At 75.0% G+C, this 26,619-nt stretch carries 21 protein-coding genes; 5 read left to right on the top strand and 16 right to left on the bottom strand.

The features are described 5' to 3' along the window. Nucleotides 1-19: 19 nt before the first annotated feature. From mycP to ACGFZP_RS38715, 4 genes are all read right to left on the bottom strand, one after another. Nucleotides 20-1,276, bottom strand: a complete 1,257-nt coding sequence (mycP, locus tag ACGFZP_RS38730; protein ID WP_392941956.1) for a type VII secretion-associated serine protease mycosin — start codon at nucleotides 1,274-1,276, stop codon at nucleotides 20-22. Between the two features lie 103 nt (nucleotides 1,277-1,379). After that, nucleotides 1,380-1,673 (bottom strand): WXG100 family type VII secretion target, encoded by a 294-nt coding sequence (locus tag ACGFZP_RS38725; protein ID WP_387951958.1) that lies wholly within the window; start codon nucleotides 1,671-1,673, stop codon nucleotides 1,380-1,382. 71 nt (nucleotides 1,674-1,744) lie between these two features. Beyond that, the gene (locus ACGFZP_RS38720) at nucleotides 1,745-2,035 is read right to left on the bottom strand and encodes a WXG100 family type VII secretion target (protein ID WP_387951960.1); all 291 of its coding nucleotides are present in this window, start codon (nucleotides 2,033-2,035) and stop codon (nucleotides 1,745-1,747) included. Between the two features lie 178 nt (nucleotides 2,036-2,213). After that, nucleotides 2,214-3,896, bottom strand: coding sequence for a type VII secretion protein EccB (locus ACGFZP_RS38715; protein ID WP_392941952.1), 1,683 nt, complete (start codon nucleotides 3,894-3,896; stop codon nucleotides 2,214-2,216). A gap of 168 nt (nucleotides 3,897-4,064) precedes the next feature. Between ACGFZP_RS38715 and eccE the strand changes: the two genes are divergently transcribed. The 3 genes from eccE to ACGFZP_RS38700 all read left to right on the top strand — a co-directional run bounded on the left by eccE (nucleotide 4,065) and on the right by ACGFZP_RS38700 (nucleotide 8,909). Then, nucleotides 4,065-5,468, top strand: coding sequence for a type VII secretion protein EccE (gene eccE, locus ACGFZP_RS38710; RefSeq protein ID WP_392941949.1), 1,404 nt, complete (start codon nucleotides 4,065-4,067; stop codon nucleotides 5,466-5,468). After that, nucleotides 5,468-6,235 carry a hypothetical protein gene (locus tag ACGFZP_RS38705; protein WP_392941946.1) on the top strand — a complete coding sequence of 256 codons (768 nt, stop codon included), beginning with the start codon at nucleotides 5,468-5,470 and terminating at the stop codon, nucleotides 6,233-6,235. Before eccE ends, ACGFZP_RS38705 begins: the two co-directional genes overlap by 1 nt. A gap of 154 nt (nucleotides 6,236-6,389) precedes the next feature. Beyond that, nucleotides 6,390-8,909, top strand: a complete 2,520-nt coding sequence (locus tag ACGFZP_RS38700) for an AAA family ATPase (protein ID WP_392941944.1) — start codon at nucleotides 6,390-6,392, stop codon at nucleotides 8,907-8,909. 86 nt (nucleotides 8,910-8,995) lie between these two features. On the opposite strand, the gene ACGFZP_RS38695 is transcribed toward ACGFZP_RS38700, so the two are convergent. The 10 genes from ACGFZP_RS38695 to rimP all read right to left on the bottom strand — a co-directional run bounded on the left by ACGFZP_RS38695 (nucleotide 8,996) and on the right by rimP (nucleotide 22,350). Further along, nucleotides 8,996-9,940 (bottom strand): bifunctional riboflavin kinase/FAD synthetase, encoded by a 945-nt coding sequence (locus ACGFZP_RS38695; protein WP_392941942.1) that lies wholly within the window; start codon nucleotides 9,938-9,940, stop codon nucleotides 8,996-8,998. Between the two features lie 66 nt (nucleotides 9,941-10,006). Beyond that, nucleotides 10,007-13,582, bottom strand: coding sequence for a trypsin-like peptidase domain-containing protein (locus tag ACGFZP_RS38690; protein ID WP_392941940.1), 3,576 nt, complete (start codon nucleotides 13,580-13,582; stop codon nucleotides 10,007-10,009). A 225-nt stretch (nucleotides 13,583-13,807) separates the two neighbouring features. After that, complete coding sequence (gene truB, locus ACGFZP_RS38685; protein ID WP_392941937.1) at nucleotides 13,808-14,737, bottom strand: tRNA pseudouridine(55) synthase TruB; 930 nt, start codon at nucleotides 14,735-14,737, stop codon at nucleotides 13,808-13,810. Nucleotides 14,738-14,759: 22 nt separating this feature from the next. Then, nucleotides 14,760-15,863: a bifunctional oligoribonuclease/PAP phosphatase NrnA gene (locus ACGFZP_RS38680; RefSeq protein ID WP_392941935.1), complete on the bottom strand. Its 1,104-nt coding sequence runs from the start codon at nucleotides 15,861-15,863 to the stop codon at nucleotides 14,760-14,762. 2 nt (nucleotides 15,864-15,865) lie between these two features. Further along, nucleotides 15,866-16,309, bottom strand: a complete 444-nt coding sequence (gene rbfA, locus ACGFZP_RS38675; protein ID WP_387951977.1) for a 30S ribosome-binding factor RbfA — start codon at nucleotides 16,307-16,309, stop codon at nucleotides 15,866-15,868. A 153-nt stretch (nucleotides 16,310-16,462) separates the two neighbouring features. After that, nucleotides 16,463-16,759 (bottom strand): DUF503 domain-containing protein, encoded by a 297-nt coding sequence (locus tag ACGFZP_RS38670; protein ID WP_030397729.1) that lies wholly within the window; start codon nucleotides 16,757-16,759, stop codon nucleotides 16,463-16,465. Between the two features lie 148 nt (nucleotides 16,760-16,907). Then, on the bottom strand, nucleotides 16,908-20,078 hold the full coding sequence (infB, locus tag ACGFZP_RS38665) for a translation initiation factor IF-2 (RefSeq protein WP_392941930.1): 3,171 nt from the start codon (nucleotides 20,076-20,078) through the stop codon (nucleotides 16,908-16,910). Nucleotides 20,079-20,327: 249 nt separating this feature from the next. Continuing rightward, nucleotides 20,328-20,627 (bottom strand): YlxR family protein, encoded by a 300-nt coding sequence (locus ACGFZP_RS38660; protein ID WP_392941928.1) that lies wholly within the window; start codon nucleotides 20,625-20,627, stop codon nucleotides 20,328-20,330. 76 nt (nucleotides 20,628-20,703) lie between these two features. Continuing rightward, nucleotides 20,704-21,729 carry a transcription termination factor NusA gene (gene nusA, locus ACGFZP_RS38655; RefSeq protein ID WP_387952675.1) on the bottom strand — a complete coding sequence of 342 codons (1,026 nt, stop codon included), beginning with the start codon at nucleotides 21,727-21,729 and terminating at the stop codon, nucleotides 20,704-20,706. A 57-nt stretch (nucleotides 21,730-21,786) separates the two neighbouring features. Further along, complete coding sequence (gene rimP, locus ACGFZP_RS38650) at nucleotides 21,787-22,350, bottom strand: ribosome maturation factor RimP (protein WP_392941924.1); 564 nt, start codon at nucleotides 22,348-22,350, stop codon at nucleotides 21,787-21,789. 967 nt (nucleotides 22,351-23,317) lie between these two features. Here rimP and ACGFZP_RS38645 point away from each other — a divergent pair. Both ACGFZP_RS38645 and ACGFZP_RS38640 read left to right on the top strand, forming a co-directional pair. Next, on the top strand, nucleotides 23,318-23,890 hold the full coding sequence (locus tag ACGFZP_RS38645; protein ID WP_392941986.1) for a ferritin-like domain-containing protein: 573 nt from the start codon (nucleotides 23,318-23,320) through the stop codon (nucleotides 23,888-23,890). Nucleotides 23,891-23,991: 101 nt separating this feature from the next. Continuing rightward, nucleotides 23,992-24,915, top strand: coding sequence for an aminoglycoside phosphotransferase family protein (locus ACGFZP_RS38640; protein WP_392941921.1), 924 nt, complete (start codon nucleotides 23,992-23,994; stop codon nucleotides 24,913-24,915). Here the strand turns inward: ACGFZP_RS38640 and ACGFZP_RS38635 are convergent. Beyond that, nucleotides 24,888-25,460, bottom strand: a complete 573-nt coding sequence (locus ACGFZP_RS38635) for a GNAT family N-acetyltransferase (protein ID WP_392941919.1) — start codon at nucleotides 25,458-25,460, stop codon at nucleotides 24,888-24,890. The genes ACGFZP_RS38640 and ACGFZP_RS38635 overlap by 28 nt on opposite strands. Before the next feature lie 43 nt (nucleotides 25,461-25,503). After that, complete coding sequence (locus ACGFZP_RS38630; protein ID WP_392941983.1) at nucleotides 25,504-26,379, bottom strand: GNAT family N-acetyltransferase; 876 nt, start codon at nucleotides 26,377-26,379, stop codon at nucleotides 25,504-25,506. Nucleotides 26,380-26,619: the final 240 nt, after the last annotated feature.

Below are 26,619 nucleotides of genomic sequence, written 5' to 3'. Positions count from 1 at the left end.
GCGCGCGGGCGCGGAGGGGTCAGAGGCCCTGCGGGCGGCGGCGGTGGTCGCGGAGCACGATGCCGCCGCCGACGAGCAGCGCGACGAGCAGCGCCCCGACGCCGAGGACGTACGTCGCGGTGCGGCCGTCCCGGTCGGCCTGGGTCTCGCCGAGACCGAGCGGCTGCGGAATGATCGGGGCGGCGGCCAGCTCGACGGGCGGGTCGTCCTTGGCCTCGACGGGGGCGACCTCGGGCGCCTTGGTGACGGCCTTCAGCGGGTCCACCACGCCCCAGCCGATGAACCGGTCCCTGGTGCGCAGGTTGCGCTGGGCGGTCTGCTCGATCCAGGCGCGCACCTGCACGGGCTTCCAGCCCGGGTGGGCGCCGACGAGCAGCGCGGCGAGGCCGGACACGTAGGGCGCGGCGAAGCTCGTGCCGTTGTCCACGCACTGGCCGCCCTTGGGGACGGTCGAGAGCATGTCGACACCGGGGGCCGCGACGTCCACGAAGTCGCCGTACTGCGAGAAGAGGGCGCGCTCGTTGTTGCGGTCGGAGGCGCCGACGGCGAGCACGGTCGGGAACGCCGCGGGGAAGGTGTCGCCCTCCTTGCCGTCGTTGCCGGTGGAGGCCACCACCACGACGCCCTTGGCCTCGGCGGCCTCGACGGCGGCCTTCAGCTCGGCGTAGCCGTTGAACTCGGCCGTCCCGGCGCCGCGCACGTCCTGCGAGATGTTGATGACCTTGGCGCCGCCCTGCACCGCGAGGTTGATCGCCTCGACCAGGGAGGAGACGTCGCCGTTGCCCTCGCTGTCGTTCTGGCGGATCGACAGGATGGTGGCGCCCGGGGCGAGCCCGACGAAGCCGGTCTGGTCGCGGTGGGAGGCGGCGATGATGCCCGCCACCTTGGTGCCGTGGCCGACCAGGTCGTCCTTGCCCGTCCCCTCGACCTTCTGCTTGTCCTTGTTCTTCAGCAGCGAGCCGCCGTCCTGGACCTTGCCCGTCAGCTGCGGGTTGTGGTCGTCCACTCCGGTGTCGATGACGGCGACGACGACGCCGGCACCGGTGGTCCTGCCGCCCTGCCAGAGCTCGTCCAGCACCACGCGCTGCAGCGCCCACGGCATGACCTCGACGTCGGGCGCGGGGTTGGGGCAGTCTCCGGCGGACGCGAGGCCGGGGCCGGTCTGGACGCCGTCGGCGTACGCCGGGGCCGCCAGCGGGCCACCCAGCACCGCGAGCACGGCCAGCGCCGCGGCCGTCTTCCGGTACCTGCCTACCGACACCCTGCCACCCCTCATGTCGTCCACCCGTGAATGCGCGCCAGGGGCGGGTGCCCGGAGACCGGGCACCCGCCCCTTACGGCGGCGTCGTTCTCACCCCTCGCGGGGTGGGAGCACCTCGTCAGCCCCAGAGCTGGGCGTTGTTCTTCTCGGTGCTCTGGTAGCTGTCGGCGGCGTTGTCCAGCGACTTGGCGATCTGCTCGAGCACCTGCTGCAGGTGCGCGGCGCGCTGGTCCCACTTCGCCTGGTGGGCCTGGTAGCCCTGCTGGGCGACACCCTCCCAGCTGGCGGCGATCTTGGTGACGCCGCTCTTCAGCTCCTCGAGCTGGCTCGAGATCTGCTTGGCGGTGCGACGAACCTCGGCACCGGCGCTCTTGACGGCTTCGAAGTTAACGAGAATGTGCTGGTCGGACACGTTGTCTCCTAGTCGAGGAAGCGGCGCACCCCGTCACCGGGGTGGCGATGGATGACCCGTCAGGCCGAGGCTCAGGCCTTGAACGCGGCCTGCTGGTCCGCGTCGGTGGCCGAGTACTGCTTGGTCGTGACCTCGATCGCTTCCTTGATCGCCTTCAGCGACTTGTTGAGCTCCACCGCATCCTCGTTGAACTGCGTCTGCAGGGACTTGTAGGCGGTGGCAGCCTGACCCTGCCATCCCGCGGCAATCGAGCCGACCAGGCTGTCGAGGGTGCGAATCTCGCCCTCGATCTGGCCGATGACCTGGTCCATGTGCTTGGCGAAAGCCAGCATCTCTTCCGCGGTCGTCTTGAACTGACCCATGCTCTACCGTCCCCCATGAGACAGACGCTGTGTCCGGCAGGCCATCCCGGCCCGGCCGTCGCATCACCGGTGTGATGTCCAGCAGCACTGTAGTCGGCACACGCAGCTCGCCCAACACTGGGAGAGCCGTAGTTACCAGACCATGACACTGAGGCCAATTCCGTTACCGGACACGGCGTCAGGCGTTCTGCTGCTGCCTGGCGTTCTTGGCGTTCAGAGCCGGACCGGCCGGGACGAGGCTCGACCACTCCTTGGGCACCGGGATCGGCTGCAGGCCCTGGTAGCCCAGCCGGGCCTGGTTCCCGCCCGCCTCCTCCTGCGCCTGCGGCGCGGCCGCCGAGGCGCTGGGCTGGGCCGTCGGCGCCTTCGGGGCACCGCTCGCGGCCGGCTGGCCGGCCGCCGCCTGCGCGTCCTTGTTGCCGCCGTCGGTGTTGGCGGGCACCGAGTAGCGCAGACCCGTCTCGGTGATCAGGAAGTCGCTTCCGGAGCCGCCCATCCCGTTGTCCATCGCCCGGTAGAAGAGGCCGTGACCGGGGGTCACGTGCGCCGAGCCGGCGCCGTTGCTGTACTGCGCCGGGTAGTCCGGGCCCGCCCAGACGCTGCGCCTGGGCGTCTTGCCGTCGTCGGCCACCCCGTCGAAGGTGCTGCAGACCACCAGCCGCGGGTCCTTGGGCGCCTTCCAGTTGTTGGCCGGCGCACCCGCCTTGGCGGGCCAGTCCGCGCCCACGCCCTTCAGCGGCCCGGCGGCCAGCCCGAAGCTGCTGTGGTCGGCCGGGGTGAGCTCGTCCACCCGCGGGTTCTTGTTCGCGTCCTGGTTGTACAGGCCCTGCAGGGCGGGGTTCTGACGGATCAGCTCCGCCTGGAAGGCGGTGATGGTGAACAGCTGGTCCTTGCCGACCACGTAGTGCTGGTCGCCGTAGCGGACCAGCCGGCCGATCTTCCGGTCCTCCGGGTTCTGCAGCGCCACCGTGGAGTTGGGGGCCTTGACGTCCGGCACCAGCCCGTCGACCGTCGGGAACTGGACGGCGCTGCCGGTCGCCAGGGTGTCCAGCCAGTCCTTCTTCACCTTCTGCGGCTGCGCGGTCGCCCCGAACACGGCCGTCATCAGCGACTGCTTGTCCTTGTCGGAGGTCTGGGTGCCGCCGATGGCGTGCTTGCGGCCCTGCGCATCGACCAGGTACAGGTTCAGCTTGCTCTGGTCGACCGGCGGCTGGCCGGCGCCGGGCTGCGCGACGACCTGCTGCTCGTCGGTCAGCTGCACCAGCAGCGCCTGGTCGATGTCCAGCACCCGGTCCCTGGCCGCCAGCGCCGTCGCATCGTCGCCAGCCGCCACGAACACCGCCTGGTTGACGGTCTGCTGGTACTGGTCCGAGCCCGGGCGGTCGCAGACCGACCACTTCATCGGCTTGCTCGCCCGGTCCTTGGCGGGCAGCTTGTCCGGCGCGTACGGGATGCCGATCGTCGGACCGTGGTGCGGGTACTTGTCCAGCACGTCGTCGGAGACCACCACCACCTTGGCGTCCACCGGCAGCACCAGCCGGGCCGAGGACATGTTGAGCACCTGGTGCAGCCGCTTGGTCTTGCCGTCCGGGTCGGTCAGCACCACGTACCGGGTGGTCGACTTCTTGCCCTGGACGACGTTCTTGCCGTCGTCCCAGCCCACCGGCGCCCCCGGCTTGAAGACGCCCCACACGCCGAACCCGCCGACCACCAGCGCCGCCACGATGACGCTCGGCAGGACCGCCTTGACCGGGCGCGGCGCGTCCTCGTCGCTGCCACCGCCGCCGGGCAGCAGAAAGGCCCCGACCGTGCGCTTGCGGGCGAAGGTGTAGGCGTTCAGTTCGTCCCGGCGCGATGCCATGCTCGTCGTCTCCCCTGTTGACCGACATACCCCGTGGTCCGCACCCGCCGGGCGCGAGTGGCGTCGAACCCTCTACGATGCGGCAGCAGACGGTGAGTACGGTACGGGTACGGTTCGCGAACCGGCCAACCGGGCCGCGACAACTGATCAGAGAGGGTCACTCGGGGGATGCCAAGTCAGACCGCTCCAGGGCGCCGCAGCACGGCACAGGGCAGGGGGTCGCGCCGGTCGGGCCGCCGCGCACAGCACGATCCGGCCCCCGCCGGAGCGCCGCTGCCCGCGCCCGCCGGCGGCTCCGGCGCCCCCGTACCGGTCCGGGTCCACCCCCGGCCGGGGTTGCTCGGCGGCCGCCTGAGGCTCCAGCAACTCGTGCTGGTCGAGGTCGCGGTGGCGCTGGTCGCCGTCGGCTGGACGATCAGCAAGCCGGTCGCCGGCGCCTTCGGCGCGGTCGCCCTGGCGCTGGTCGTGCTCGCCGTGATCCCGCTGCGCGGCCGCACCATCCCGGACGCGCTGCGGGTGCGGGCCGCCCTGAAGGCCCGTCGGAAGCAGGCCAGGACCACGGTCCCGCCGGCCGGCACCGACCCGGCCCTCGCCCCCGCGCTGGAGCTGGAACCGGCCCTGCGCACCTGCACCCACGCCACCGAGGCCGACTTCGGCGGGCGCCCGGTGCGCCGCGAGACCGGCATGGTCGGCGACGGCACCTTCCTCAGCTCGGTGCTGCTCGTCCAGGCCAAGGACCAGCCGCTGCGCCCGGCGCGCACCGCGCTGCCGCTCCCGCTGGACGTGGTCTGCTCGGCACTGCAGGTGGACGACATCACGCTGGAGTCCGTCCAGCTGGTCCAGCACACCCAGCCCGCGCCGGCCCCGCACCTGCCCGAGCAGTCGCTGGCCGCCCGCGCCTACCAGGAGCTCCCGGACGGCACCGCCACCCCCGGCCTGCGGCTGACCTGGGTCGCGCTCAAGCTCGACCCCGAGCGGGCCGCCACCGCCGTCCGGGCCCGCGGCGGCGGCGAGGAGGGCGCCCGCAAGGCCCTCCAGCGGGTCACCGACCAGCTGGCCGGGCGGCTCAACGGCGCCGGCTTCAACGCGACCGTGCTCGACGAGCGCGAGCTGATCGCCGCCCTGGCCATCTCCACCTGCGCCAACCCGCTCGCGGTGGCCGGGCGCCAGGGCACCGGCGGCGGTGCCGGCAGCGGCCGCCGCACCCAGGAGAGCAACCGGTTCTGGCGGATCGACGACCGCTGGCACAGCACGTACTGGATCTCCCGCTGGCCGCAGCTCAGCCGCCCCGGCGGCACCCCCGGCCGGATCGCCGCCCCCGACCTGGTCAACCTGGTCACCGGCACACCCGCGCTGGCCAGCACCTTCAGCCTCACCGCCGGACACGGCACCGGCGGCTCGGTGACGATCAGCGGACACGTCCGGGTGACCGGGCGCAGCGAGAGCGAGGTGGACCAGGTCGGGCGCCTGGTGGAGGCCCGGGCGCAGAGCGCCGGCCTCGGGCTGGCCCGGCTCGACCTGGAGCAGGCCCCCGGCCTGCTCGCCACCCTGCCCCTGGGAGGAGCGTCCTGATGGCGTACCAGACCTTCACCGCCCCCGCCCCGCAGCCCGGCGACGGCCAGGCCCGGGTCCGGCCCCGCATCCTGCCGGGCTTCGGACTGCGCGGCCCGCGCCGGGAGAAGCACGTGCTGACCACCGAGGACCTCGGTGCGCTCGCCTTCCCCGTCGGCGACGACGGCGTGGTGATCGGCGAGGACTCGCACAAGCAGCCGGCCGTACTGGGCCTGTTCCGGCCGACCGCCTACGACCTGGTCCTGGTCGGCGGCGTCTGGACCGCCCAGATCATCGCGCTGCGGGCCGCCGCGACCGGCGCCCGGATCGCGGTGGAGACCGGCCGCGCGCAGCTGTGGGGCCCGATGGCACAGGCCGCGGGCGGCGGCCAGCCGTGCGTGACGGTCCACCAGGTCGGCAGGCTCGGCCCGCAGGGCGCCTCGGTGACCTCGCCGGTGCTGGTGGTGCGCGACCTCGGCGCCCGCCCGCCGCGCAGCCGGCTCTCCGCCGCGCCCTGGCAGACCACGCTGACCCTGCTGCCGTACCTGGGCCCGAACGCGGCCCGGGTGCTGAACGCGGCCGACCTGGTCGGCGTGCAGCGGGTCTCCCCGCAGGAGGCGGACCTGCTCGGACGGGTGCTCTCGCTCGGCCGCCAGGACGTCGAGTCGCTGCCCAACCTGGGCGAGGACATCACGCTCTGGACGACGCGGATGCGCCGCCAGTACGTGCGCACCATTCCCGGACAGGCCGAGCAGCAGGTCCTCGGAGGCCCGCGCCGGATGGACTGACGGGCCCCCGCGGTGCCGTCGCGGGTCGTGTTCACTCCTCCGGCGTACACCCGGCGAGATGTGACTCCGCCTTCAACGAGGGGTGGCACACGCCCTAGTCTTTGATGCGGCAACGGCACCGCGGACAGCGGCGGCGAACACGAGGGAGCCCAAGGTGAGCAGCGATCGGGACGGCGTCTACGTCGGCGACAACGCGGCGGAGGACGACGACGACTGGTCCGACGCGCCCGACTACACTCCCCCGTCCTGGTACATCCAGACGGATTCCGCGGCGGCTCCACCGCCCGCGCCCGCGCCCGCCGCTCCCACGGCGCCCGGGCCGGCCCCCGGACCGCCGGGAGTGGTGGGCCCGGCGCCCGGCCCCGCGCCGGTGCCGGTGCCGGTGCCGACCCCGGTGCCGGTTGCTGCGCCCGGTCCGGCGCCCACGCCGACCGTGGTGGCGCCGCCCGTTCCCCCGGTGGAGGCCGCCGCCCCGCCGGTGCCGACCCCTGTCCCGGTCCCGCCCCCGGTCCCCGAGTCCGCGGCCGCGCCGGCGCCCGGTCCCGCGCCGGTGGCGCCGCAGACCGCCGCCCCGGAGCCGGTGCAGGCCCCCGCACCGGTGCCGGCCACCCACGTCGAGGCGCAGCACGTCCCGTTCGCCGCGCCGCCGGTGCCCGCACCCGGGCCCGCCCCGGCGCCCGCGCCCACCCAGGGCCCCGCGCCCACCCAGGTGCCCGAGCAGCCGCAGGCCGCCGCCCAGCCGTGGCCGCCCGCGGACGGCGCGGCGTACCAGCAGCAGCCCGGCCCGGCCCGGCTGTACGCGGACCAGCAGGCCCCGCCGCAGCAGGCGCAGGCCTACCCGGACCCGCAGCACGCCGCGCCCCAGGCTCCGCCGTACCCGGACCCGCAGCAGCAACCGCCGTACGCCGACCCGCAGCACGCCCAGCAGCCGCCCTACCCGGACCCGCAGCACGCCGCCCCGCAGGCTCCGCCGTACCCGGACCCACAGCACGCCCAGCAACCGCCGTACGCCGACCCGCAGCAGGCCGCTCAGCCGGTCCAGCCCCAGCCGTACCCGGACCCGCAGCAGTCCGCCGCGTGGGCCGCCGAACAGGCGCGCCAGCAGGCCGCCGCCGCTCAGCAGGCCGGCCAGCCGCTGCCCGGTCCGCAGGCGCCCGGTCCGCAGTCCCCGCCGGTCGACCCCCGGCAGGGCGGCTGGCCGCAGCCGAACGCCTACCAGCAGCCCCCGCAGCAGCAACAGCCCCAGCCGCAGCAGCCGATGCCGCCGGCCACCGGCGGCCAGCCCTGGCAGCAGCAGGCCGGCGTCCCGCAGGCGCCCGCCGCCTTCCAGCAGGGCCCCGCCCCGCAGCAGGTCGCCCACGGCGCGCCGCTCGGCTACACCGCCGCCGTCGAGCTGTCCTCGGACCGCCTGCTGCGCAACCAGCCCAAGCAGCAACGCCAGCAGCCCCGCTTCCAGTTCGGCGGCAAGGCCGCCGCGGCGGAGCGCGGCCGCAAGCTGGAGGTCATCCGCACCCCGGTGCTGAGCTGCTACCGGATCGCCGTGATCAGCCTCAAGGGCGGCGTCGGCAAGACCACGACCACCACCGCGCTCGGCGCGACCCTGGCCAGCGAGCGCCAGGACAAGGTGATCGCGATCGACGCCAACCCGGACGCCGGCACCCTCGGCCGCCGGGTCAAGCGCCAGACCGGCGCGACCATCCGCGACCTGGTGACGGCCATCCCGCACCTGCGCAGCTACATGGACATCCGTCAGTTCACCTCGCAGGACCTGCACTCGGGCCTGGAGATCCTGGCGAACGACGTCGACCCGGCCGTCTCGACGACCTTCAACGACTCGGACTACCGCCAGGTCATCGACGTCCTCGGCCGCCAGTACCCGATCATCCTGACCGACTCCGGCACCGGTCTGCTCTACAGCGCGATGCGCGGGGTGCTGGACCTCGCCGACCAGCTGATCATCGTCTCCACCCCCAGCGTGGACGGCGCCTCCAGCGCCTCGACCACCCTGGACTGGCTGTCCGCGCACGGCTACGCCGACCTGGTCCAGCGCAGCATCACGGTGGTCTCCGGAGTCCGCGAGACCAGCAAGATGATCAAGGTCGAGGACATCGTCGCGCACTTCCAGACCCGCTGCCGGGGCGTGATCGTGGTCCCCTTCGACGAGAGCCTGGCGGCCGGCGCCGAGGTCAACCTCGACATGATGCGGCCCAAGGTCCGCGAGGCCTACTTCGACCTGGCCACCCTGGTCGGCGAGGACATCATCCGCGCCCAGCAGGCCGCCGCCCAGCAGGCCGGCTGGCAGCAGCAGACCCAGCAGTACCCGGGCCAGCCGCAGCCGTACGCGGACCCGCAGCAGCAGGGCTACCCGCAGCAGGCGCAGCAGCAGCCGTACCAGCCGCAGCAGCCCGGCCAGGGCGGCTACCCGGGCGGCCAGCCGGCCCCCGGCGCGCCGTGGGCCCCGCAGCCGGGCCAGGCCCCGCCGCCCCCGCCCGGGTACGGCTACCCCCAGCCGCAGCCCGGGGCGCCGGGTGCGCAGCCGCTGCCGCAGGACTGGCAGCAGCAGCCCCCGCAGCAGGGCGGCTACGGCTATCCGCAGCCCGACGGCCAGCAGCAACCGCCCGCACCGCCGGCCGGGTACGGCTACCCCCAGCAGGGCCCGCCGCCGCAGCAGTAGCGGCAACGCAGGGGCCCGCCGACCGACTCGTCTCCGAGCGGTCGGCGGGCCCCTGTGCGCTGTGCGGGTCGGCCCGGTCCTGCGGGTCAGCCGGCGTCGGTGAGCTCGCGGGACTGCTTGACGTCGTCGGCCATCCGGTCGAGCAGCGCCTCGATGGAGTCGAACTTCTCCATCCCGCGCAGGTAGACCAGGAAGTCGACGGCCACGTGCAGCCCGTACAGGTCCAGGCCCACCCGGTCGATGGCGTAGGCCTCGACCGTGCGGGCGGTGCCGTCGAAGGTCGGGTTGGTGCCGACCGAGATCGCGGCCGGCATCCGCTCGCCGTCGGCCGTCAGCCAGCCCGCGTAGACGCCGTCGGCCGGGACGGCGCTGTGCGGCACGGTCTCCACGTTCGCGGTCGGGTAGCCCAGCTCGCGGCCGCGCTGCGCACCGCGCACCACCACGCCCTCGACCCGGTGCGGACGGCCCAGCACCTCACCCGCGCCCGCCACGTCGCCGGCCGCGACCAGCCGCCGGGTCAGGGTGGAGGAGAACGGCTCGCCGCCGCCCGCCTCCCCGCTCACCTGGAGGTCGACCACCTCGACGTCGAAGCCGGCCGGGACGCCCAGCTCGGCGAGCAGCGCCACGTTGCCGGCCGCCCGGTGCCCGAAGCGGAAGTTCGGCCCCTCGATGACGGTGCGCGCGTGCAGCGCGTCCACCAGCACCTGCCGGACGAAGGTCTCCGGGGCCTCCTGGGAGAACTCCGCGGTGAACGGCAGCACCAGGACGGCGTCCACGCCCAGCGCCTCGATCAGCTCGGCGCGGCGGGGCTGCGGCGCGAGCAGCGGCGGGTGGCTGCCCGGGCGGACGACCTCGCTCGGGTGCGGGTCGAAGGTGACCACCACCGAGCGGACGCCGAGTTCCCGGGCGCGCTCGACCGCCCGGTTGATGATCAGCTGGTGTCCGCGGTGCACACCGTCGAACGAACCGATGGTGACGACGCTGCGTCCCCAGTCACCGGGGATCTCCTCCAGGCCACGCCAGCGCTGCACCCTGACCGCTCCTTGTTCCGTACGGCGCGTACCTTCTGTACGCTCAAACGCTCAAAACCCGAACCCCTATAGCGTGCCATGCGTCTGGCCCTGCTTCGGCACCGGAAGGCGGGTTGGGCGCACCGCCGGGGGTCCGGCGGGCCGCACGGGCTCGGGTACCGGTCCGGGCGAGGGCTCGCGGACGGCCTCGGCGGCGGCGTACCGCGGGTCGCGGCCGACCGCCACGAGGGCCCGCAGCCGGTCCAGCCGGGGCCCCGCGGGCGGGGGCGGGGAGGCCTCCCCGGGCCACCGCAGGAGCAGCAGCGCGAAGGCCGGCCAGCGGTCGGCGCAGCGCACCAGCAGCTCGTCCGCCGCGGGGAGTCCGGCGGCCGCCCTGGCCACCAGGGCGCGGGTCCGGTCCGGTCGCCCGTCGCCGGCGCAGCCCTCGGCCAGCCGCTCCAGGGCGGCGGTGAGCACCGCCGGGTCTCCCTCGGCGGCCAGCAGGGTGTCCAGCAGGTCGCGCCGCAGGGCGTCCGCGCCGGTTCCGGGCACCGGGGTCGCCAGCACCTCGGCGAACGGCCGGCGCACGGCCGGCGTGCGGGCCGCCAGGGCGCCGCCCAGCAGCAGCCGCAGCTCCAGCCGGGCGGCCGGGCCCTCGGCGCCGCCCCGGGCCAGCCGGCGGCCCAGGTAGTCGACCGCGATCGGTCCGGCCAGGACCGGGCACTCCCGCAGCAGCCGCCCGGCCAGCTCGGCGCCCCGGCGGGCGGCGAGCGGCGAGCGGGCGTCGGCCAGGACGCGCAGCGCCTCGGCCACCGCCGCGCCGGGTTCGGGCAGCCGCTCGGCGAGGGCGGCGAGCACCGCCTCCGGGTCGCTCTCCAGGGCCGGGGCCAGCGCCCGCGCGGTCAGGAAGGGGTCCTCGCCGCGCCGGTAGACGGCGAGGGCGGCCGGGAGGTGGGCCGCCCCGGCCGGTCCGTCCTGGACCAGCAGGGCGAGCGCGGCGCCGTGCAGGCCCGGCTCCTCCTCGCGGGCGAGCAGGGTCTGCGCGGTGTACCGCAGCAGCTCCCGGCCGGCTCCGCTCGCGTGCGGGGCGGTGCGCAGCGCGTGGACGGCGGCGGCGACATGGCGTTCCGGCCGCGGGTCGTGGCTCCAGCGGTCCACCGCCCGACAGAGCGCGGAGGGCTCCTCGGCGGCGAGGACGGTCAGCAGGGCGTCGGCCCCCGGGCGCGCGGCGTCGGCGAGCGCCTCCGTCAGATCGTCCAGGGCGAGCCTGCGGTGGGCGTACAGCAGGTCGTGGGCGAGGTCGGCGACGGTGGTGCCGGGCCTGGCCACCAGGCCGTGCGGGTCGTCGAACCAGGTGCAGAGCCACGGGATCGCGGCCGCCGGGTCGGTGCGCAGCCGGTCGGCGACGGCGGTCAGGAAGGGCTGCCCGGGCCCGTCCACGGCCACCAGGCGGCGCAGCAGGGCCAGTTCGTGCCCGGCGGGCAGCCCGAGGCCGGTCCAGAACGCCGGGCCGAAGCGGCCCAGCCCGGCCGCCGGGAGCTGCTCGAACCCGCCTGCCGCGGCGGCCCGTTCGGCGATCCGGCCGGCCAACTGGTCCAGCAGTGCGCGGTGTTCGCCGACGTCCGGGCTGGCGGCCAGCCCGGCGGCCAGCAGGCCGCCCGCCCACCAGGCGGGTTCGCTGCCGGGCGGGCGCAGGTCCAGGGCCCGCCAGATCCGGTGCAGCCACGGGTCCAGCGCGGGCGCGCCCCAGGTCTCGGCCAGCCGCTGGAGCGCGGCCGCCACCGGGCCGATCCGGTGCCTGGGCACGCCCCGGGCCTGCCCGGCGGGCCTGGTGTCCTCGGCCTCGCCCAGCAGCAGCCGCAGCGCCGCGTCGAGATCCAGGTGCAGGCCCTGCAGCCAGTCGGACAGTTCGCCGTGCGCCAGCCGGTAGCCGGGCCCGGCGGGGACGAACAGGCCCTCGGCGAGAACCGCCGCCGCCCAGCCGCCGGCGGTCGGGAACAGCTCCTCGAAGGCGGCCCGGTCCAGGCCGCCCTGCCCGGCGCCGAGCATCCGCCGGGCCGCCTCGTGCACCCGGCCGGCCACCGCCGCCGCCAGCCGCCGGGACCGGCCGGGCCGGCGGCCCGCGGGGCGGGTGGCGCCCTTCCGGTGGGCGCCGGGGCGGCGGGGGTGCCCGTCCGCCGCGATCCGCTGGGCCACCCGCAGGCAGCGCAGGTCGAGGTGGGCCGCGAACAGCTCGCCGCGCCGGACGGCCTCCCCGGCCAGCCCCTCCGCGCAGAGCTCCCCCGCCAGCCGCAGCGCCAGCGGGTGCCGGGCGTCCGCCTCAGCCGCCCAGCCGGGCGGCACCCCGTAGCGCCGCCGCACCCGCTCCGCGGCCTCCGCGGGCAGCGGCCCGAGCCGGTGGACGGCGGCGGCCTCGTCGCAGGCCCCTGCCGAGAGGCATTCCCAGGTCTCCTCGCCACAGGCCGTCAGCAGCGCTGCGCCGCTGTCCGCGAGCCACTGCGCGGTGGCCCGCAGCCAGGCGGGCCCGAGCGGGGCGGGGGCCTCCTCGGGGCCGTCCAGGACCACCAGCAGCGGGCGCCCCGCCGCCGCGCAGAGCGCCGCCACCTCGCCCGGCGGCGGCGGTGGCGGCGTGCCCAGCTCCAGCGCGGCCGGTGCCAGCACCCGCCCGACCGCGTCGGCGAGCGAGCCGTCCTCCGGGCGGAGGTCGGCGCCGCGCAGCCAGAGCGTCGGCAGCGGCCGGGCGGCGGCCGTCCGCCGGACGGCGAGTGCGGCGAGCTCGGTGGTCCGGCCGCTACCCGGGGCACCGACCAGCGCGGTGAACGGCTGCGGCGGCTCCTCCCCGGGCGGCCCGTCGGGGCGGTCGACCCGGTCGGCGGCCAGGGCGGCGACCCGCCCAGGGCCCGCGCCGGCGGCGGCCAGCTGCACGGCGGCCAGCCGCAGCACCCCGGCCAGGTTGAGCGCGGGGCCGTACCCGGGGACGCCCTCCGCGTTCCTGGCCAGTGCCTCGGCCAGCTCGGGCGCCGGCTCCCCGGGCCCGCCGCCCGTAGCCGGCACCGCCGTCAGCGCACCGCCGGGCTGCGCACCGCCACCCTGCGGGCCCTCGGACTGCGAGCCGCCCAGCGAGGGCGCGACGACGCCGACCACCGCGCCGCTGCGGGCGTCCAGCACCGGCGCCCCGGCCGGTACCGCGGCCGCCGCGCCGCCTGCCGCCAGGTCGAGCAGCAGCACCCCGCCGACCGGGTGGCGGCGCTCCCCCCGCACCGGGTGGACGACGGTGGCGGTGCCCAGCACCGCGGCCCGCAGCGCCACCGCCCGCTCGCCCTCCCCGCTCAGCCCCGCCAGCGCGACCCGGTGCCCCGGGCCGGCCGACGCGATCGGCAGCGGCGGTACCGGCAGCCCGCCGACCGCGTCGGTGCGCAGCAGCGCGAGCCCGTGCTGCGGCAGCGCCAGCACGCTGTCGGGGCCGAGGACGCGGGTCTGCCCGCCGGGGGTGTGCAGGACGATCCGGTCGAGGCCGGCCACGCCCTCGTACGCCGTGAGCACGGTGCCCTGCGGGTCGACCACGAACCCCAGCCCGTGCAGCCGTCCGCCGAGGTCGCGGATCCGCAGCAGGTACCGCCCCGGATCGCCCGCCACCCCGTCGCCGTCCAGGAAATCCGGCATCTCGCGCAGCCTCCCCGCAGGGCCGGGCGGCCCGGGAGGGGACTCGCCGCGGCGACCTGCTCGCCGCCGGGAGCCTGCCCCTCCCCGGCGCGGCCCGACCGCGCCTGCGCCGGTCACCACCGCGGTTCACCTCGCGCGCTCCCCAGTCCGGGTGAACGACGCAGCGAAGAGCCCCCGGCCGCCGTCCGAGGACGGCGACCGGGGGCTCGCGACTCCCGTGCGGCCTCAGCCGACGAACACCGCGACCGGCTTCGCCTGGCCGCCCGTCTCCTCCACCAGGGCGAGGAACCGCTCGTCCGGCCCGAAGACCGCGATCGGCCCGTCCACGCCCAGGCCGGGGGCCTTCAGCCGCGCGCCGTGCGACAGCTGCTTCGCCTGGTCGGCGTCGAGGTCCCAGCGCGGGAAGGCCGCGGCCGCGGCCTCGCCGATCGGCAGCACCTCCAGCCCGGTGGGGGACTCGCCCTTCACCGCCTCCTCCAGCTGGTCCAGGGTCCGCGCCGACTCCACGCCGTACGGGCCGACCCTGGTGCGGCGCAGCGCCGTGAGGTGGCCGCCGACCCCGAGCCCGGCGCCGAGGTCGCGGGCCAGCGCCCGGATGTAGGTGCCCGAGGAGCACTCCACGGTCACGTCCAGGTCGAGCACGGGCGTGCCGTCCTCGGCCACGGCCGCGCGCTGCCCGTGCACGGTGAAGGAGTGGATGGTGGTCGGGCGGGCGGCCAGTTCGAAGTCCTCGCCCTCGCGCACCCGCGCGTACGACCGCTTGCCGTCGATCTTGATCGCGCTGACCTTGGACGGCACCTGCATGATCTCGCCGGTGAGTGCGGCGATGCCGGCGTCGACGGCCTCCCGGGTCACCCCGTCGGCCGGGGCCGAGGCGGTGACCTCGCCCTCCCGGTCGTCGGTGACGGTGGTCTGGCCGAGCCGGATGGTCGCCTCGTAGGTCTTGGCGGTCAGCATCAGATGGCCGAGCAGCCGGGTGGCCCGCTCGACGCCGATCACCAGGACGCCGGTGGCCATCGGGTCCAGCGTGCCGGCGTGGCCCACCTTGCGGGTGCCTGCCAGCCACCGCAGCTTGGCGACCACCCCGTGCGAGGTGATGCCCTCCGGCTTGTCGACGATGACCAGGCCGTCCGGGCCGGTTCCCTTGCGCTTCATCGGGTTCTTTCTCTGGAAATGATCAGTTGGCGGGCCGCAGCGCGCCGCGGAACCGCTCCACCACGGCCGCCACGTCGTCCCGGGTGGAGAACCCGGCCGCGTAGGTGTGGCCGCCGCCGCCCAGCGCGGCGCAGGCGGCGGCGACGTCCACCGCGCCCTTGGAGCGCGAGGAGCCGCGCAGCGTGCCGTCCGGGTCCTGCTTGAGCACCAGTGCGACCTCGGCCTCGGCCGGGCGCCGCACGATGTCGATCAGGCCCTCGATCTCCTCGACGGTGACGCTGAACAGCACCATGTCCTGGTAGGGCACCCAGGTCCACACCAGGCCGAGGCCGTCGGCCGCGTCGGGCTCGTACACGGCCCGGTCGAGCGCGCGGGCGAGCACCTTGAGGTAGCCGAAGGAGGAGGTGTCCCACAGCCGCCGGGAGATCAGGTCGTGCCGGATGCCGGTGGCCAGCAGCCGCCCGGCGAGTTCGTGGGTGGCCGGGGTGGTGGCCGCGTACTTGAAGGAGCCGGTGTCGGTGGCGACGCCGGTGTAGAGGCAGGTGGCGAGGTCCTGGTCGAGCTCCACGCCGAGCCGGCGCAGCAGTTCGTCCACCAGGACGGCGGTGGCCGGGGCACTCGGGTCGATCAGCTGGTGGGTGCCGAAGCCCGGGTTGGAGGCGTGGTGGTCGAACACCACCAGGACGGGCGCCGCGAAGGCCTTGTCGTGCAGCAGGCCGAGCCGGCTCTCCGCGGCCACGTCGAAGCAGAGCACCAGCTCCGGCTCGTCGGGCACCTCGCAGGCCGGGACGATCAGCTCCTGGCCGGGCAGGAAGGCCAGCGACTCGGGCACGATCTGCGGGTCGTCGCCGAAGGACACCCGGACCTCGTGGCCGAGCCCGCGCAGCGCCAGCGCGGCCGCCAGGGCCGAGCCGAGCGCGTCGCCGTCCGGGCAGATGTGGCAGATCAGGTCGATGGACCGGGCCCGCCCGATCTCGGCGACCACCTGCTGCCAGACCAGCTCGAAGCCGGGCGCCTCGGCGCGCGGCCCCGGAAGCACCGCGAGGGCACCCTCCACCGTGCTGGTGGAGGACGCCCCCGCGGTTGCTCCGGCTACCGAACCGGCCTTCGCCGGCTCACCTGCCATGACTACTCGTCCTCGTCGTCACGCTCGGCGCCCGGGACCTTGTACGGGTCCGCGTCACCGGCGTAGGTCGCGCCGGCGGCGGTGGTGCGCACCGCCGCGTCGATCTGCCGGGCCCGGTCGAGCAGGTCGTCGATGTTCCGGGCGTTCTCCGGCAGGGCGTCCGCGACGAAGGTCAGCGACGGGGTGAAGCGCACCCCGGTCTGCTTGCCGACCTCGGAGCGGAGCACGCCCTTGGCGCTCTCCAGCGCGGCCGCCGTGGACTCGCGCTCGGCGTCGTCGCCGTAGACCGTGTAGAAGACGGTGGCCTCGCGCAGGTCGCCGGTCACCTTGGTGTCGGTGATGGTCACGAACCCCAGACGCGGGTCCTTGATCCTGCGCTCCAGGGTCTGGGCGACGACCACCTGGATGCGGTCGGCGAGCTTGCGCGCCCTTGCGGTGTCGGTCACGTTGCCTCCTCGTGCAGTGGGCCGGGTATCCGGGTCGATCGCTCACCCGTCGGGGCCCATGCCCCAAAGTACCGGCCCGCGCCCAGCCTTGTGGGCGCTCTCGGTCCTGATCTGTGTGAGAACGGCGACGTGCGCCGGACCTCACCGCAGACCTCATTCATCGTCGTCGTTGTGGTAGCGCCTCCTGGCGGAGAGCAGCTGTACCTCGGGGCGGCCGGCGACCAACCGCTCACAGCTGTCCAGGATCTCGGTGACGTACCCGGCTTCGCCGGACACCACCGCGAGGCCGATCTCGGCCCTGCGGTGCAGATCCTGGTTCCCGGTCTCGGCAGCGCACACGCTGTACTTGCGCTGCAGTTCGGCCACGATGGGCCGCACGATCGAACGCTTCTCCTTGAGCGAGTGGACGTCGCCCAGCAGCAGGTCGAAGGTGAGTGTTCCCACGAACATGTATGACAGGTCTCGCCGACCTGGGGGCCTCGGGGACAGCCCTGAACCGGGCTGGTGGTGCTCGTCTGACTACCCCGGACCCTACACAGCGAGACCGGGGCCGGTCGACGGGAATTTCCACCCGTCGACCGGCCCCGGTGAGCCCTGCTTAGCCGCGCGGCTTCTCGCGCATCTCGTAGGTCTCGATGACGTCGTCGACCTTGATGTCGTTGAACGACCCCAGGGTCACACCGGCCTCGAAGCCCTCGCGGACCTCGGTCGCGTCGTCCTTGAAGCGGCGCAGACCCTCGATGGAGAGGTTCTCCGCCACCAGGCGGCCGTCGCGGATGAGGCGGGCCTTGGCGTTGCGGCGCAGCAGGCCCTCGCGGACCAGCACACCGGCGATGTTGCCGAACTTGGAGGAACGGAACACCTCGCGCACCTCCGCGGAACCGAGGCGCACCTCCTCGTACTCCGGCTTGAGCATGCCCTTGAGGGCCGACTCGATCTCCTCGATCGCCTGGTAGATGACCGAGTAGTACCGGACGTCCACGCCTTCCTTGTCGGCCGCGGTACGCGCACGGCCTTCGGCGCGCACGTTGAAGCCGATGATGATGGCGTCGGAGCCCATCGCCAGGTTGACGTCGGACTCGGTGATCGCACCCACACCGCGGTGCAGGATGCGGAGCTCGACCTCCTCGCCCACGTCCAGCTTGACGAGCGCGTCCTCCAGGGCCTCCACGGAACCGGAGACATCACCCTTGATGATGAGGTTGAGCTGCTCGATCTCGCCGGCGGCGATGGCCTTGTCCAGGTCCTCCAGGGACACCCGGACCCGGCGCTGCGCGAACGCGGCGTTGCGGTCACGGGCCGAGCGCTTCTCGGCGATCTGACGCGCGGTGCGGTCCTCGTCGACGACGATGAAGCTGTCGCCGGCGCGGGGCACCGAGGTGAGACCGAGGAGCAGCACCGGACGGGACGGGCCGGCCTCGCTGAGGCTGTTGCCGTTCTCGTCCAGCATCGCGCGGACGCGGCCGTAGGCGTCGCCGACCACGATCGAGTCGCCGACGCGGAGGGTACCGCGCTGCACGAGCACGGTCGCCATGGCGCCGCGGCCCTTGTCGAGGTGGGCCTCGATCGCAATACCCTGCGCGTCCTGGTCCGGGTTGGCCCGCAGGTCGAGCGAGGCGTCGGCGGTCAGCACGACCGCCTCCAGCAGCTGGTCGATGTTCAGACCCTGGCGCGCGGAGATGTCGACGAACATGGTGTCGCCGCCGTACTCCTCGGCCACCAGACCGAACTCGGTCAGCTGACCGCGGACCTTGGTCGGGTCGGCGCCCTCGACGTCGATCTTGTTGACGGCGACCACGATCGGCACACCCGCGGCCTTGGCGTGGTTGAGCGCCTCGACCGTCTGCGGCATGACACCGTCGTTGGCCGCGACCACCAGGATCGCGATGTCGGTGGACTTGGCACCACGGGCACGCATGGCGGAGAACGCCTCGTGACCCGGGGTGTCGAGGAAGGTGATCGGGCGGTCCTCGCCGTTCACGACCGTGGCCACCTGGTAGGCGCCGATGTGCTGGGTGATGCCACCCGCCTCGCCGGCCACCACGTTCGACTTGCGGATCGCGTCCAGCAGTCGGGTCTTACCGTGGTCGACGTGACCCATGACGGTGACGACCGGCGGGCGCGGGGCCAGCTGGTCCTCGTCGCCCTCGTCGGTGCCGAAGTCGATGTCGAACGACTCCAGCAGCTCGCGGTCCTCGTCGTCGCGGCTGACGACCTCCAGGACGAAGCCCATCTCGTCCGCCAGCAGCTGCAGCGTGGCGTCGGAGACCGACTGGGTCGCGGTGACCATCTCACCGAGGTTGAACATGACGGAGACGAGCGCGGCCGGGTTGGCGTTGATCTTCTCCGCGAAGTCCATCAGCGAGGCGCCGCTCGACAGGCGAACGGTCTGGCCGTTGCCGCGAGGCAGCATCACACCGCCGACGGACGGGGCCTGCATGGCCTCGTACTCCTGGCGCTTCGCCCGCTTCGACTTGCGACCGCGAGCCGGGCGACCGCCCGGGCCACGACCGAAGGCGCCCTGCGTGCCACCACGGGCACCCGGGCCGCCGGGACGGCCGCCGAAGCCGCCGGGACGGGGGCCGAAGCCGCCGCCGCCACCCGGGGCACCGCCACCGGGACGGGGGCCGCCGAAGCCACCGGCCGGGCGCGAGCCCGGACCGGCCGGACGACCGGCGAAGCCCGGACGGGCGCCACCGGCGCCACCGGGACCACCCGGACGGCCGCCGGGGCCACCGGGACCACGGCCACCGGGGCCGGGACGCGGGCCCGGAGCCGGACGCTGCGGCATCATGCCCGGGTTCGGGCGCGGCATGCCGGACGGGCTCGGGCCGCCGGGACGCGGACCGGCCGGACGGGGCATGCCGTCGGGACGCGGGGCGCCACCCGGACGGGGGGCACCGGCACCGGGGGCACCGGGGCCGCCCGCCGGACGCGGACGGTCGCCACCGGGACGCGGGGCGCCACGGTCGGCACCGGGGGCACCGGCCGGACGCGGACGGTCGCCACCTGGACGGGGCGCGCGCTCGCCACCGGGAGCACCGGCACCCGGACGGGGGCGGTCGCCACCGGGACGCGGCGGACGCTCGCCACCGGGAGCACCGGCACCCGGACGCGCACCCGGCGCGGCCGGACGGCGGTCGCCGGGGCGGGCCATGCCGGTCGCACTGCCGGAGGTGAACGGGTTGTTGCCCGGACGCGGACCGGCCGGACGCGGGCCCGGACGGGCGCCGGCACCGGCGGAGGGAGCGGCCGCAGCCGGACGCGCGGCCGGGGCGGCCGGACGCTCGGCGGGAGCGGCGTCACCGGCGGGGGCCGGCGAGGAGAACTCGGCCGCCGGGGCGGCCGGAGCCGCCGGCGTGGCCGGGCGGGCCGCCGGGCGCGGGCCCGGGGTCGGCGCACCGGCCGGGCGCGGGGCGGCGGCGGGGGTCGCGGCCGGGGCGGCGGGCGCCGCGGCAGCGGGGGTGGGACGAGGTCCCGGGGTCGCGGCGGGGCGCGGACCCGGGGTGGGGGCACCCGGCTTGGGTGCGGCCGAACCGGCGGCGGAACCGCCGGCCGGCTGGGGCGCCGCGGGCTTCCGCGGGCCAGGCTTGGCAGCGCCACCGGTGGGGGCGACGCCCAGCGCGTCAGTCAACTTGCGTACGACCGGCGCCTCGATGGTCGAGGACGCCGAACGGACGAACTCACCGAGCTCGGTGAGCTTGGCCATGACGGCCTTGCTCTCCAAGCCAAGTTCCTTGGCGAGTTCATATACCCGGACCTTAGCCACTTCACTCCTGTCTATGAGTCCGGGGTGTCTCGTCCGCCGGACCGTCGCTACTTCATGGGCGTACCCATCGCGTACTCATCGCGTACTCATCGAGTGCTCATCGCAATCTCGACCTACTTCCACATCGCGAGGTACCTGACTGGTGGCACGGCGTGCGGCTGCCCGCGCACTGTGCTTGTTGCGGTGGTTCTCCGCCGCGTGGAGCGGCGGCCGTAGCGGGTGGTGCTCCGCCGAACGGGCCTGAGTGGATCAGGGCGCCGGGGTGCCGTCCACCCGCTCCCCGATGTACTCGCGGAGCCGCTCCGTGTCGAGCGTGCCCTGGAGCCGGAAGGCCCGGGGGAACGCCCGGCGGCGGACCGCGAGGTCGAGGCAGGTCGGATCGGGGTGCAGGTGCGCGCCCCGGCCCGGCAGTGCGCCACGGGGATCGGGGACGCAGACGCCCTCAACCGCCGTGACACGCAACAGCTGGTGCTTGGCCGCTCGCTTGCGGCAGCCCACGCAGGTGCGTTCCGGGCGTGCTCGGACATGCGTCCGGCCAGACGAAGGCAAGTCTACCCCTCCGAAGGGACATGGCGCCGCCCCGCCGATCCGGGGAGGACCGGCGGGGAGCCCAGGACAACGCTGACTACTGGTCCGAGGATTCCCGGTGGCCGCCCTCGGGGCGGTCCTCCGGCTGGCCCTCGGTGTCCGGACGGATGTCGATCCGCCAGCCGGTGAGGCGGGCGGCCAGGCGGGCGTTCTGCCCCTCCTTGCCGATCGCCAGCGACAACTGGTAGTCCGGCACGATCACCCGTGCGGAGCGCTGCTGGAGGTCCACGATCTCGACGCTCGTCACCCGCGCGGGGGACAGCGCCGAGGCGACCATGTCCCGGGGGTCCTCCGACCAGTCGACGATGTCGATCTTCTCGCCGTGCAGCTCGCCCATCACCGCGCGCACCCGGCTGCCCATCGGGCCGATGCAGGCGCCCTTGGCGTTCAGGCCGGCCCGGCGCGACCAGACCGCGATCTTGGTGCGGTGGCCGGCCTCGCGGGCGATCGCCGCGATCTCCACGCTGCCGTCCGCGATCTCCGGGACCTCCAGCGCGAAGAGCTTCTTCACCAGGCTGGGGTGGGTGCGCGAGAGCGTCACCGACGCACCGCGGACACCGCGCCGGACCGCGACCACGTAGCACTTGAGGCGGGTGCCGTGCCGGTAGTCCTCGCCCGGGACCTGCTCCTGCGGCGGCAGGATGGCCTCCAGCTTGCCGATGTCGACCAGCACGTTCTTCGGGTCGTTGCCCTGCTGGACGACACCGGTGACGATGTCGCCCTCCTTGCCGGCGTACTCACCGAAGGTCTGGTCGTCCGCGGCGTCGCGCAGGCGCTGCATCATCACCTGGATGCCGATGCTGGACGCGATCCGGCCGAAGCCGTTCGGGGTGTCGTCGAACTCCTTGGGCTCGACGCCCTCGTCCAGCTCCGCCGGGTCCTCCGTCGCCCACACCGTGACGTGGCCGGACTTGCGGTCCAGCTCGACCCGGGCCCGACGGCGCGAGCCCTCGGTGCGGTGGTACGCGGTGAGGAGGGCGGACTCGATCGACTCGACCAGCAGGTCGAAAGGGATGTTCTTCTCGTTGACCAGCGTGCGCAGGGCACTCATGTCGATGTCCACGGCTACGCCTCCTCGTCTTTCGTCACGTTCGTCATGGTGCGGTCGGTGCGCAGGCCTTCACTGCACACCGTCGTCCCCCTCCTCGGAGGCTTCGTCGGCTTCGTCGTCCGCGAAGTCCGGGGCCTCGTCGAGGAGCTTCTCGTCCTTGCGGTTGAACTCCACCTGGACGCGCGCCCGGTCCACCTCGGAGTACTCCAGACGGCGCTCCTTGGCGCGGCCGCGGCCCTTCACGGGCTGCACCTCGACCAGGGCGCCGTCCTCGTCGGCCTCCAGTACCCGGGCGACGATCTCCCCGCCGTCGACCAGGTGGATCTTCGCCAGCCGGCCCTCGGCGCGGCGCCAGTGGCGCGGCTCGCCCAGCGGGCGCTCGGCCCCCGGCGACCCGACCTCCAGCACGTACGCGCCGCTGCCCATCACGTCGGACGCGTCCAGGGCCTCGCCGACCTCGCGGCTGAACTCGGCGATGGCGTCGAGGTCCACGCCGCCGTCGGCGTCCACGTCGATCTGCACCTGCCGGCGACTGCCCGCCTGGGTGACCTTCACGTCCTCCAGGTCCAGGCCCGCCTGGGCGGCCAGGGGCTCCAGCAACACACGCAGCCGGTCGATGTGGGTGGTGCTCATCCGGGTGGACTCCTCGGCCGCGTCTGCTGTTGTCAGAAGGTCGCACCGCGCCCCCTGGCGCCCGGTTCGGCGCAGGCCGGGTCGCGGCAGCTCGGCCCAAAGCCTATCCGGTCGGGGAGCCAACCACCGATTCCGCACGGCGCCCGGCCGCCGTGCGACACCCACTGCGAGCAAGCTCACACCGGTCGACCGCGGTACCGCTCGGCGAAATCGGGGCCCGGTAACGTGAGGATTCTGTAATCATTCACGCCAACGAGGGCAGGCGGGCAGGCCGTCCTCCCGTACACGCCCCGGAGTGACGCCGATGCAGCCGCCCAGCCGACGGACCTTCCTGGCCTTCGGGGTGCTCCTCGCCGCGGGCGCGGCGCTCACCGCGTGCACCGACGACGGCAAGGACACCACAACCGCGCCCGGCGAACGCCGCCGGCCGGACCCGGACGAGCCGGTCCGGCTGCGCGCGGTCGCCGCCACCGACACGCTGCTCGCCGGGTACGACGCCCTGCTGACCGGCCCCGGCGCCGGGCAGGCGGCGCAGCTCCAGCCGCTGCGGGCGGAGGTCGTCCAGCACCGGGCGGCGCTGGCCGCCGGGCTGCCGTCGGCCTCCCCCTCCACTCCGGTATCGGCCTCCCCCACCACCTCCGCTCCGGCCTCCGCTGCGGGCTCCGCTGCGGCCTCGCCGTCGGCTCCCGCCGCCGGGACGGGCATCGCCACCGCCGCGGCGCTCGCCTCGCTCGAACGACAGACCGCGCAGGCCCGGCTCGCCGACCTCGGCGCCGCCTCCCCGCAGCTGGCCCGGCTGCTCGCCTCGGTCTCCGCCGCCGGGGTGCTGCACGCCGTCGCGCTCGGTGACAGCGCCCCGCTCGCCGCCGCCCCGGCCCCGGTGCAGACCGGCGCGCCCACGGCGTCCACCCCGGCCTCCCCCACCGCCTCGCCGTCGGCCTCCACGTCCGCCTCCGCATCGGCCTCGCTGTCCCCCTCCAGCTCCGCCTCCGCTTCGGCCGCTGCGTCCGGCACCGGGGCGGCGCTCGGCGCCGAGGCGGTCGCCGCATTCCAGGGCGCGCTGAGCGCCGAACACGCCGCCGTCTACGGCTACGGCGTGGTCGGAGCCCGGCTCCCGGAGGACCAGCGCACCGACGCCCGGACCGCCTACGCCGCCCACCAGGCCCGGCGGGACGCCTGGCAGCGGCTGGTGAGCAGCACCGGCGCCACCCCGAGTGCCGCCGCGGCCGGCTACCAGCTGCCGTTCGCGGTCACCGACGCGGCGGGCGCCGCCAAGCTCGCCGCCCACCTCGAGACCAGGCTCACCACGGTCTACGCGGACCTGGTCACCGCCGTCACCGGCCCGCAGCGCACCGCCGCAGCCGACGCGCTGCGCGAGAGCGCCCTGCGCGCCAAGCGCTGGGGCGCCGCCCCCACCGCCTTCCCGGGCCTCCCCGACCCCGACCCCGCCACCAGCCCGTCCGGCTCCCCGAGCGGCTCCCCGACCGGCTCCCCGACCGGCTCTGCGGCCCCCACGCCCTCCCCCACCACCGCCCCCTGAGCCGGCCCCCGCGCCCTCCTCATCGCTGACCTGCGGTTTCGGTCGCATGGCCGACAATGGACAGGTAGCACCACGGGGGAAGCACCAACCGGAAGGCCAGCATGTCGGCAGCACCAGGGCAGATCACCGTCCCCGAGTGGCTGGCGCGAAGCGTCGGCGAGGGCGGGGGCGCGGCAGGACGGCAGTGGCTCACGGAGCTGCCCGCCCGGGTGGCCGCCCACCTCGCGCGCTGGGACCTCACGCTGGAGCGGGTGCTCGACCCCGGGGGCAGTCTGAGCCTGGTCGGGTACGTCCACCGCGACGACCTGACCCCGGCCGTCCTGAAGACCGGGCTGGTCACCCCGGAGACCGCCCAGGAGCACGCCGCCCTCACCCACTGGGCCGGCCGCGGCGCCGTCCTGCTGCTCGCCGCCGACCCCGCCGAGGGGGTCCTGCTGCTGGAGCGGCTGCACGGAGACATCCCGCTGCGCTCGCTCGCCGAGGCGAAGGCCACGCTGGAGGCCACCAGCCTGCTGCACCGCCTCTGGGTGCCGGCCTCCAAGGGCCACCCCTTCCCCTCGCTCGCCGACCGGGTCGCGACCACCTCCGACGAACTGCGCCGCCACCGCGAACTTCCCGGCGCGGCCGACGCCGACGCCCTGGTCACCGAGGCCCTGGAGCGCGCCGAGGGCCTGACCGCCTCCGCCACGGAGGACTTCCTGCTGCACGGCGACTTCCACCACGGCAACGTGCTCGCCGCCGACCGCGCGCCCTGGCTGGCGATCGACCCCCGGCCGCTGGTCGGGGAGCGCGCCTACGACCTGGCCCGACTGGCCATGGACCGGGCCGACACCCTGATCGGCTCCCCCGGCGCGGCCGCCGCCGTCCGCCGCCGGCTGCACCAGCTCTCCGACGCCCTGGAGGTCGACCAGGAGCGCCTGCGCGGCTGGACGCTGTTCCGCGCCGCGGCCACCGGACTGCGCGCCCTCGCGGTGGGCCGCCGGGAGGACGCCGAGCTCTACCTGGAGTTCGCCGGCGCGCTCTGATCCGGCCGCCCGCGCAGCGGCAGTGCGGCGCCCATCACCGCGTACAGCCGGTCGGTGTTCGGGAAGTGCACGGCGCGCGCGAGGTCCTGGTAGCCGAGCGCCCGGTAGAGCCGGCGCGCGGGCGTCTCGGCGTCGATCGCGGAGAGGATGCTGCGCCGCAGCCCGGACCGCTCGCAGAGGGTGCGGATCAGCGAGGAGCCGATGCCCTGGCCCTGGAACCCGGGCAGCACGTGCAGTTCGGTGATCGCGAAGACCTCGTCCAGCCAGTCCCCGTACCCGCGCTGCTCCAGGTAGGGCTGGATCACCGTGCTCCACCAGTGCTCCCGGCGGTTGGGCATCCCGTACCCGAAGCCGACCAGCCGGTCGCCGCTCAGCGCCCCCAAGGCGATCACCCCGGGCTGCTGGGCGTGCCGACCGACGATGTGCAGCCGGACGGCGACCTCCTCGGGCGTCAGCCCGAACGCCACCGCCTGGACCTCGAGCGCCTGCGGCGCCCAGGCCGCAAGGTCGATGGCCTCGATCGTCACCCCGGTCAGCTGATCCATGCCCCGGACGTTACTACCCGTACGGCCCGAACGCGGTCGGGGATCAGAACAGCACGCTCATGAAGGCGCCGACCTCGCGGAAGCCGACCCGGCGGTAGGCCGCGCGGGCCCGCAGGTTGTAGTCGTTGACGTACAGCGAGACCACCGGGGCGACCTCGCGCAGGGCGATGTCGAGGACGGCCGCCATGCCCGTCTCGGACAGGCCCCGGCCGCGGTACTCGGGGGCCACCCAGACGCCCTGGACCTGGCAGGCGCCCTCGGTGACGGCGCCGATCTCGGCCTTGAAGACCACCTGGCCGTCGTCCGTGAAGCGGGCGAACGAGCGCCCGGTGGAGACGAGTTCGGCGACCCGGGCCTGGTAGAGCAGCCCGCCGTCCCCGGCCAGCGGGGAGACCCCGACCTCCTCGGTGAACATCGCCACGCAGGCCGGCATCACGGTCTCGACCTCGCTGCGCTCCACCCGCCGCACCAGCGGGTCGGGCGCGATCTCGGCGGACGGCACGGTGGCGGCCATCAGCGGCTGGTGGGCCCGGACCTCGCGGGCCGGCCCCCAGCTGCGCTCCAGCAGCGCCCAGAGCGCGGCGGTCGCGTCGGCCGGGCCGACGATCGAGGAGCAGCGGCGGCCCTGGCGGCGGGCCCGTTCGGCGAAGGCCTGGACGGCGGCCGGCCCGGCGTTCACCAGCACCAGGTTGGCCCCGGCGTAGCAGAGCGCGTCCAGCTCGCCGTGCTCGTCGTACCAGCCCCACATCTCCCCGCCGAGCCGCCAGGGGTCGAGCCCGACGGCCTCGACCCGGGTGGCGACGAAGGCGTTGGCGACCGGGTTGCGGCGCAGCACCTCCAGGGTGTCCGCCAGGTCCGGTGCCTCCAGGACACGGGTGGTCGCCAGCGCGCGGGCGACCTGGAACGAGCTGGGGAGCATCACACCTCGATCGAGCATCGAGACAGCACCTCACTGAGACGACTCTGGCCGCACCCTACTCCGTGGCCCCACCCGGCTACGGCCGCGGGGCCGTCCGTGGACGGACGGCCCCGCTTCCGGAAACTACCGTCCGCCGGTCACTCCCCGGCGGTGACGGTGGGGGCGCCGGACTCGACGCCGTCGGCCTGCATCTGCTCGGCGAGCTTGAGGGCCTCCTCGATCAGGGTCTCGACGATCTTC

The organism is Kitasatospora sp. NPDC048239, from assembly GCF_043202015.1.
Classification (GTDB): domain Bacteria; phylum Actinomycetota; class Actinomycetes; order Streptomycetales; family Streptomycetaceae; genus Kitasatospora.
Note: the sequence above shows the minus strand (reverse complement) of the source record. Positions and strands in the feature narration are given on the sequence as shown.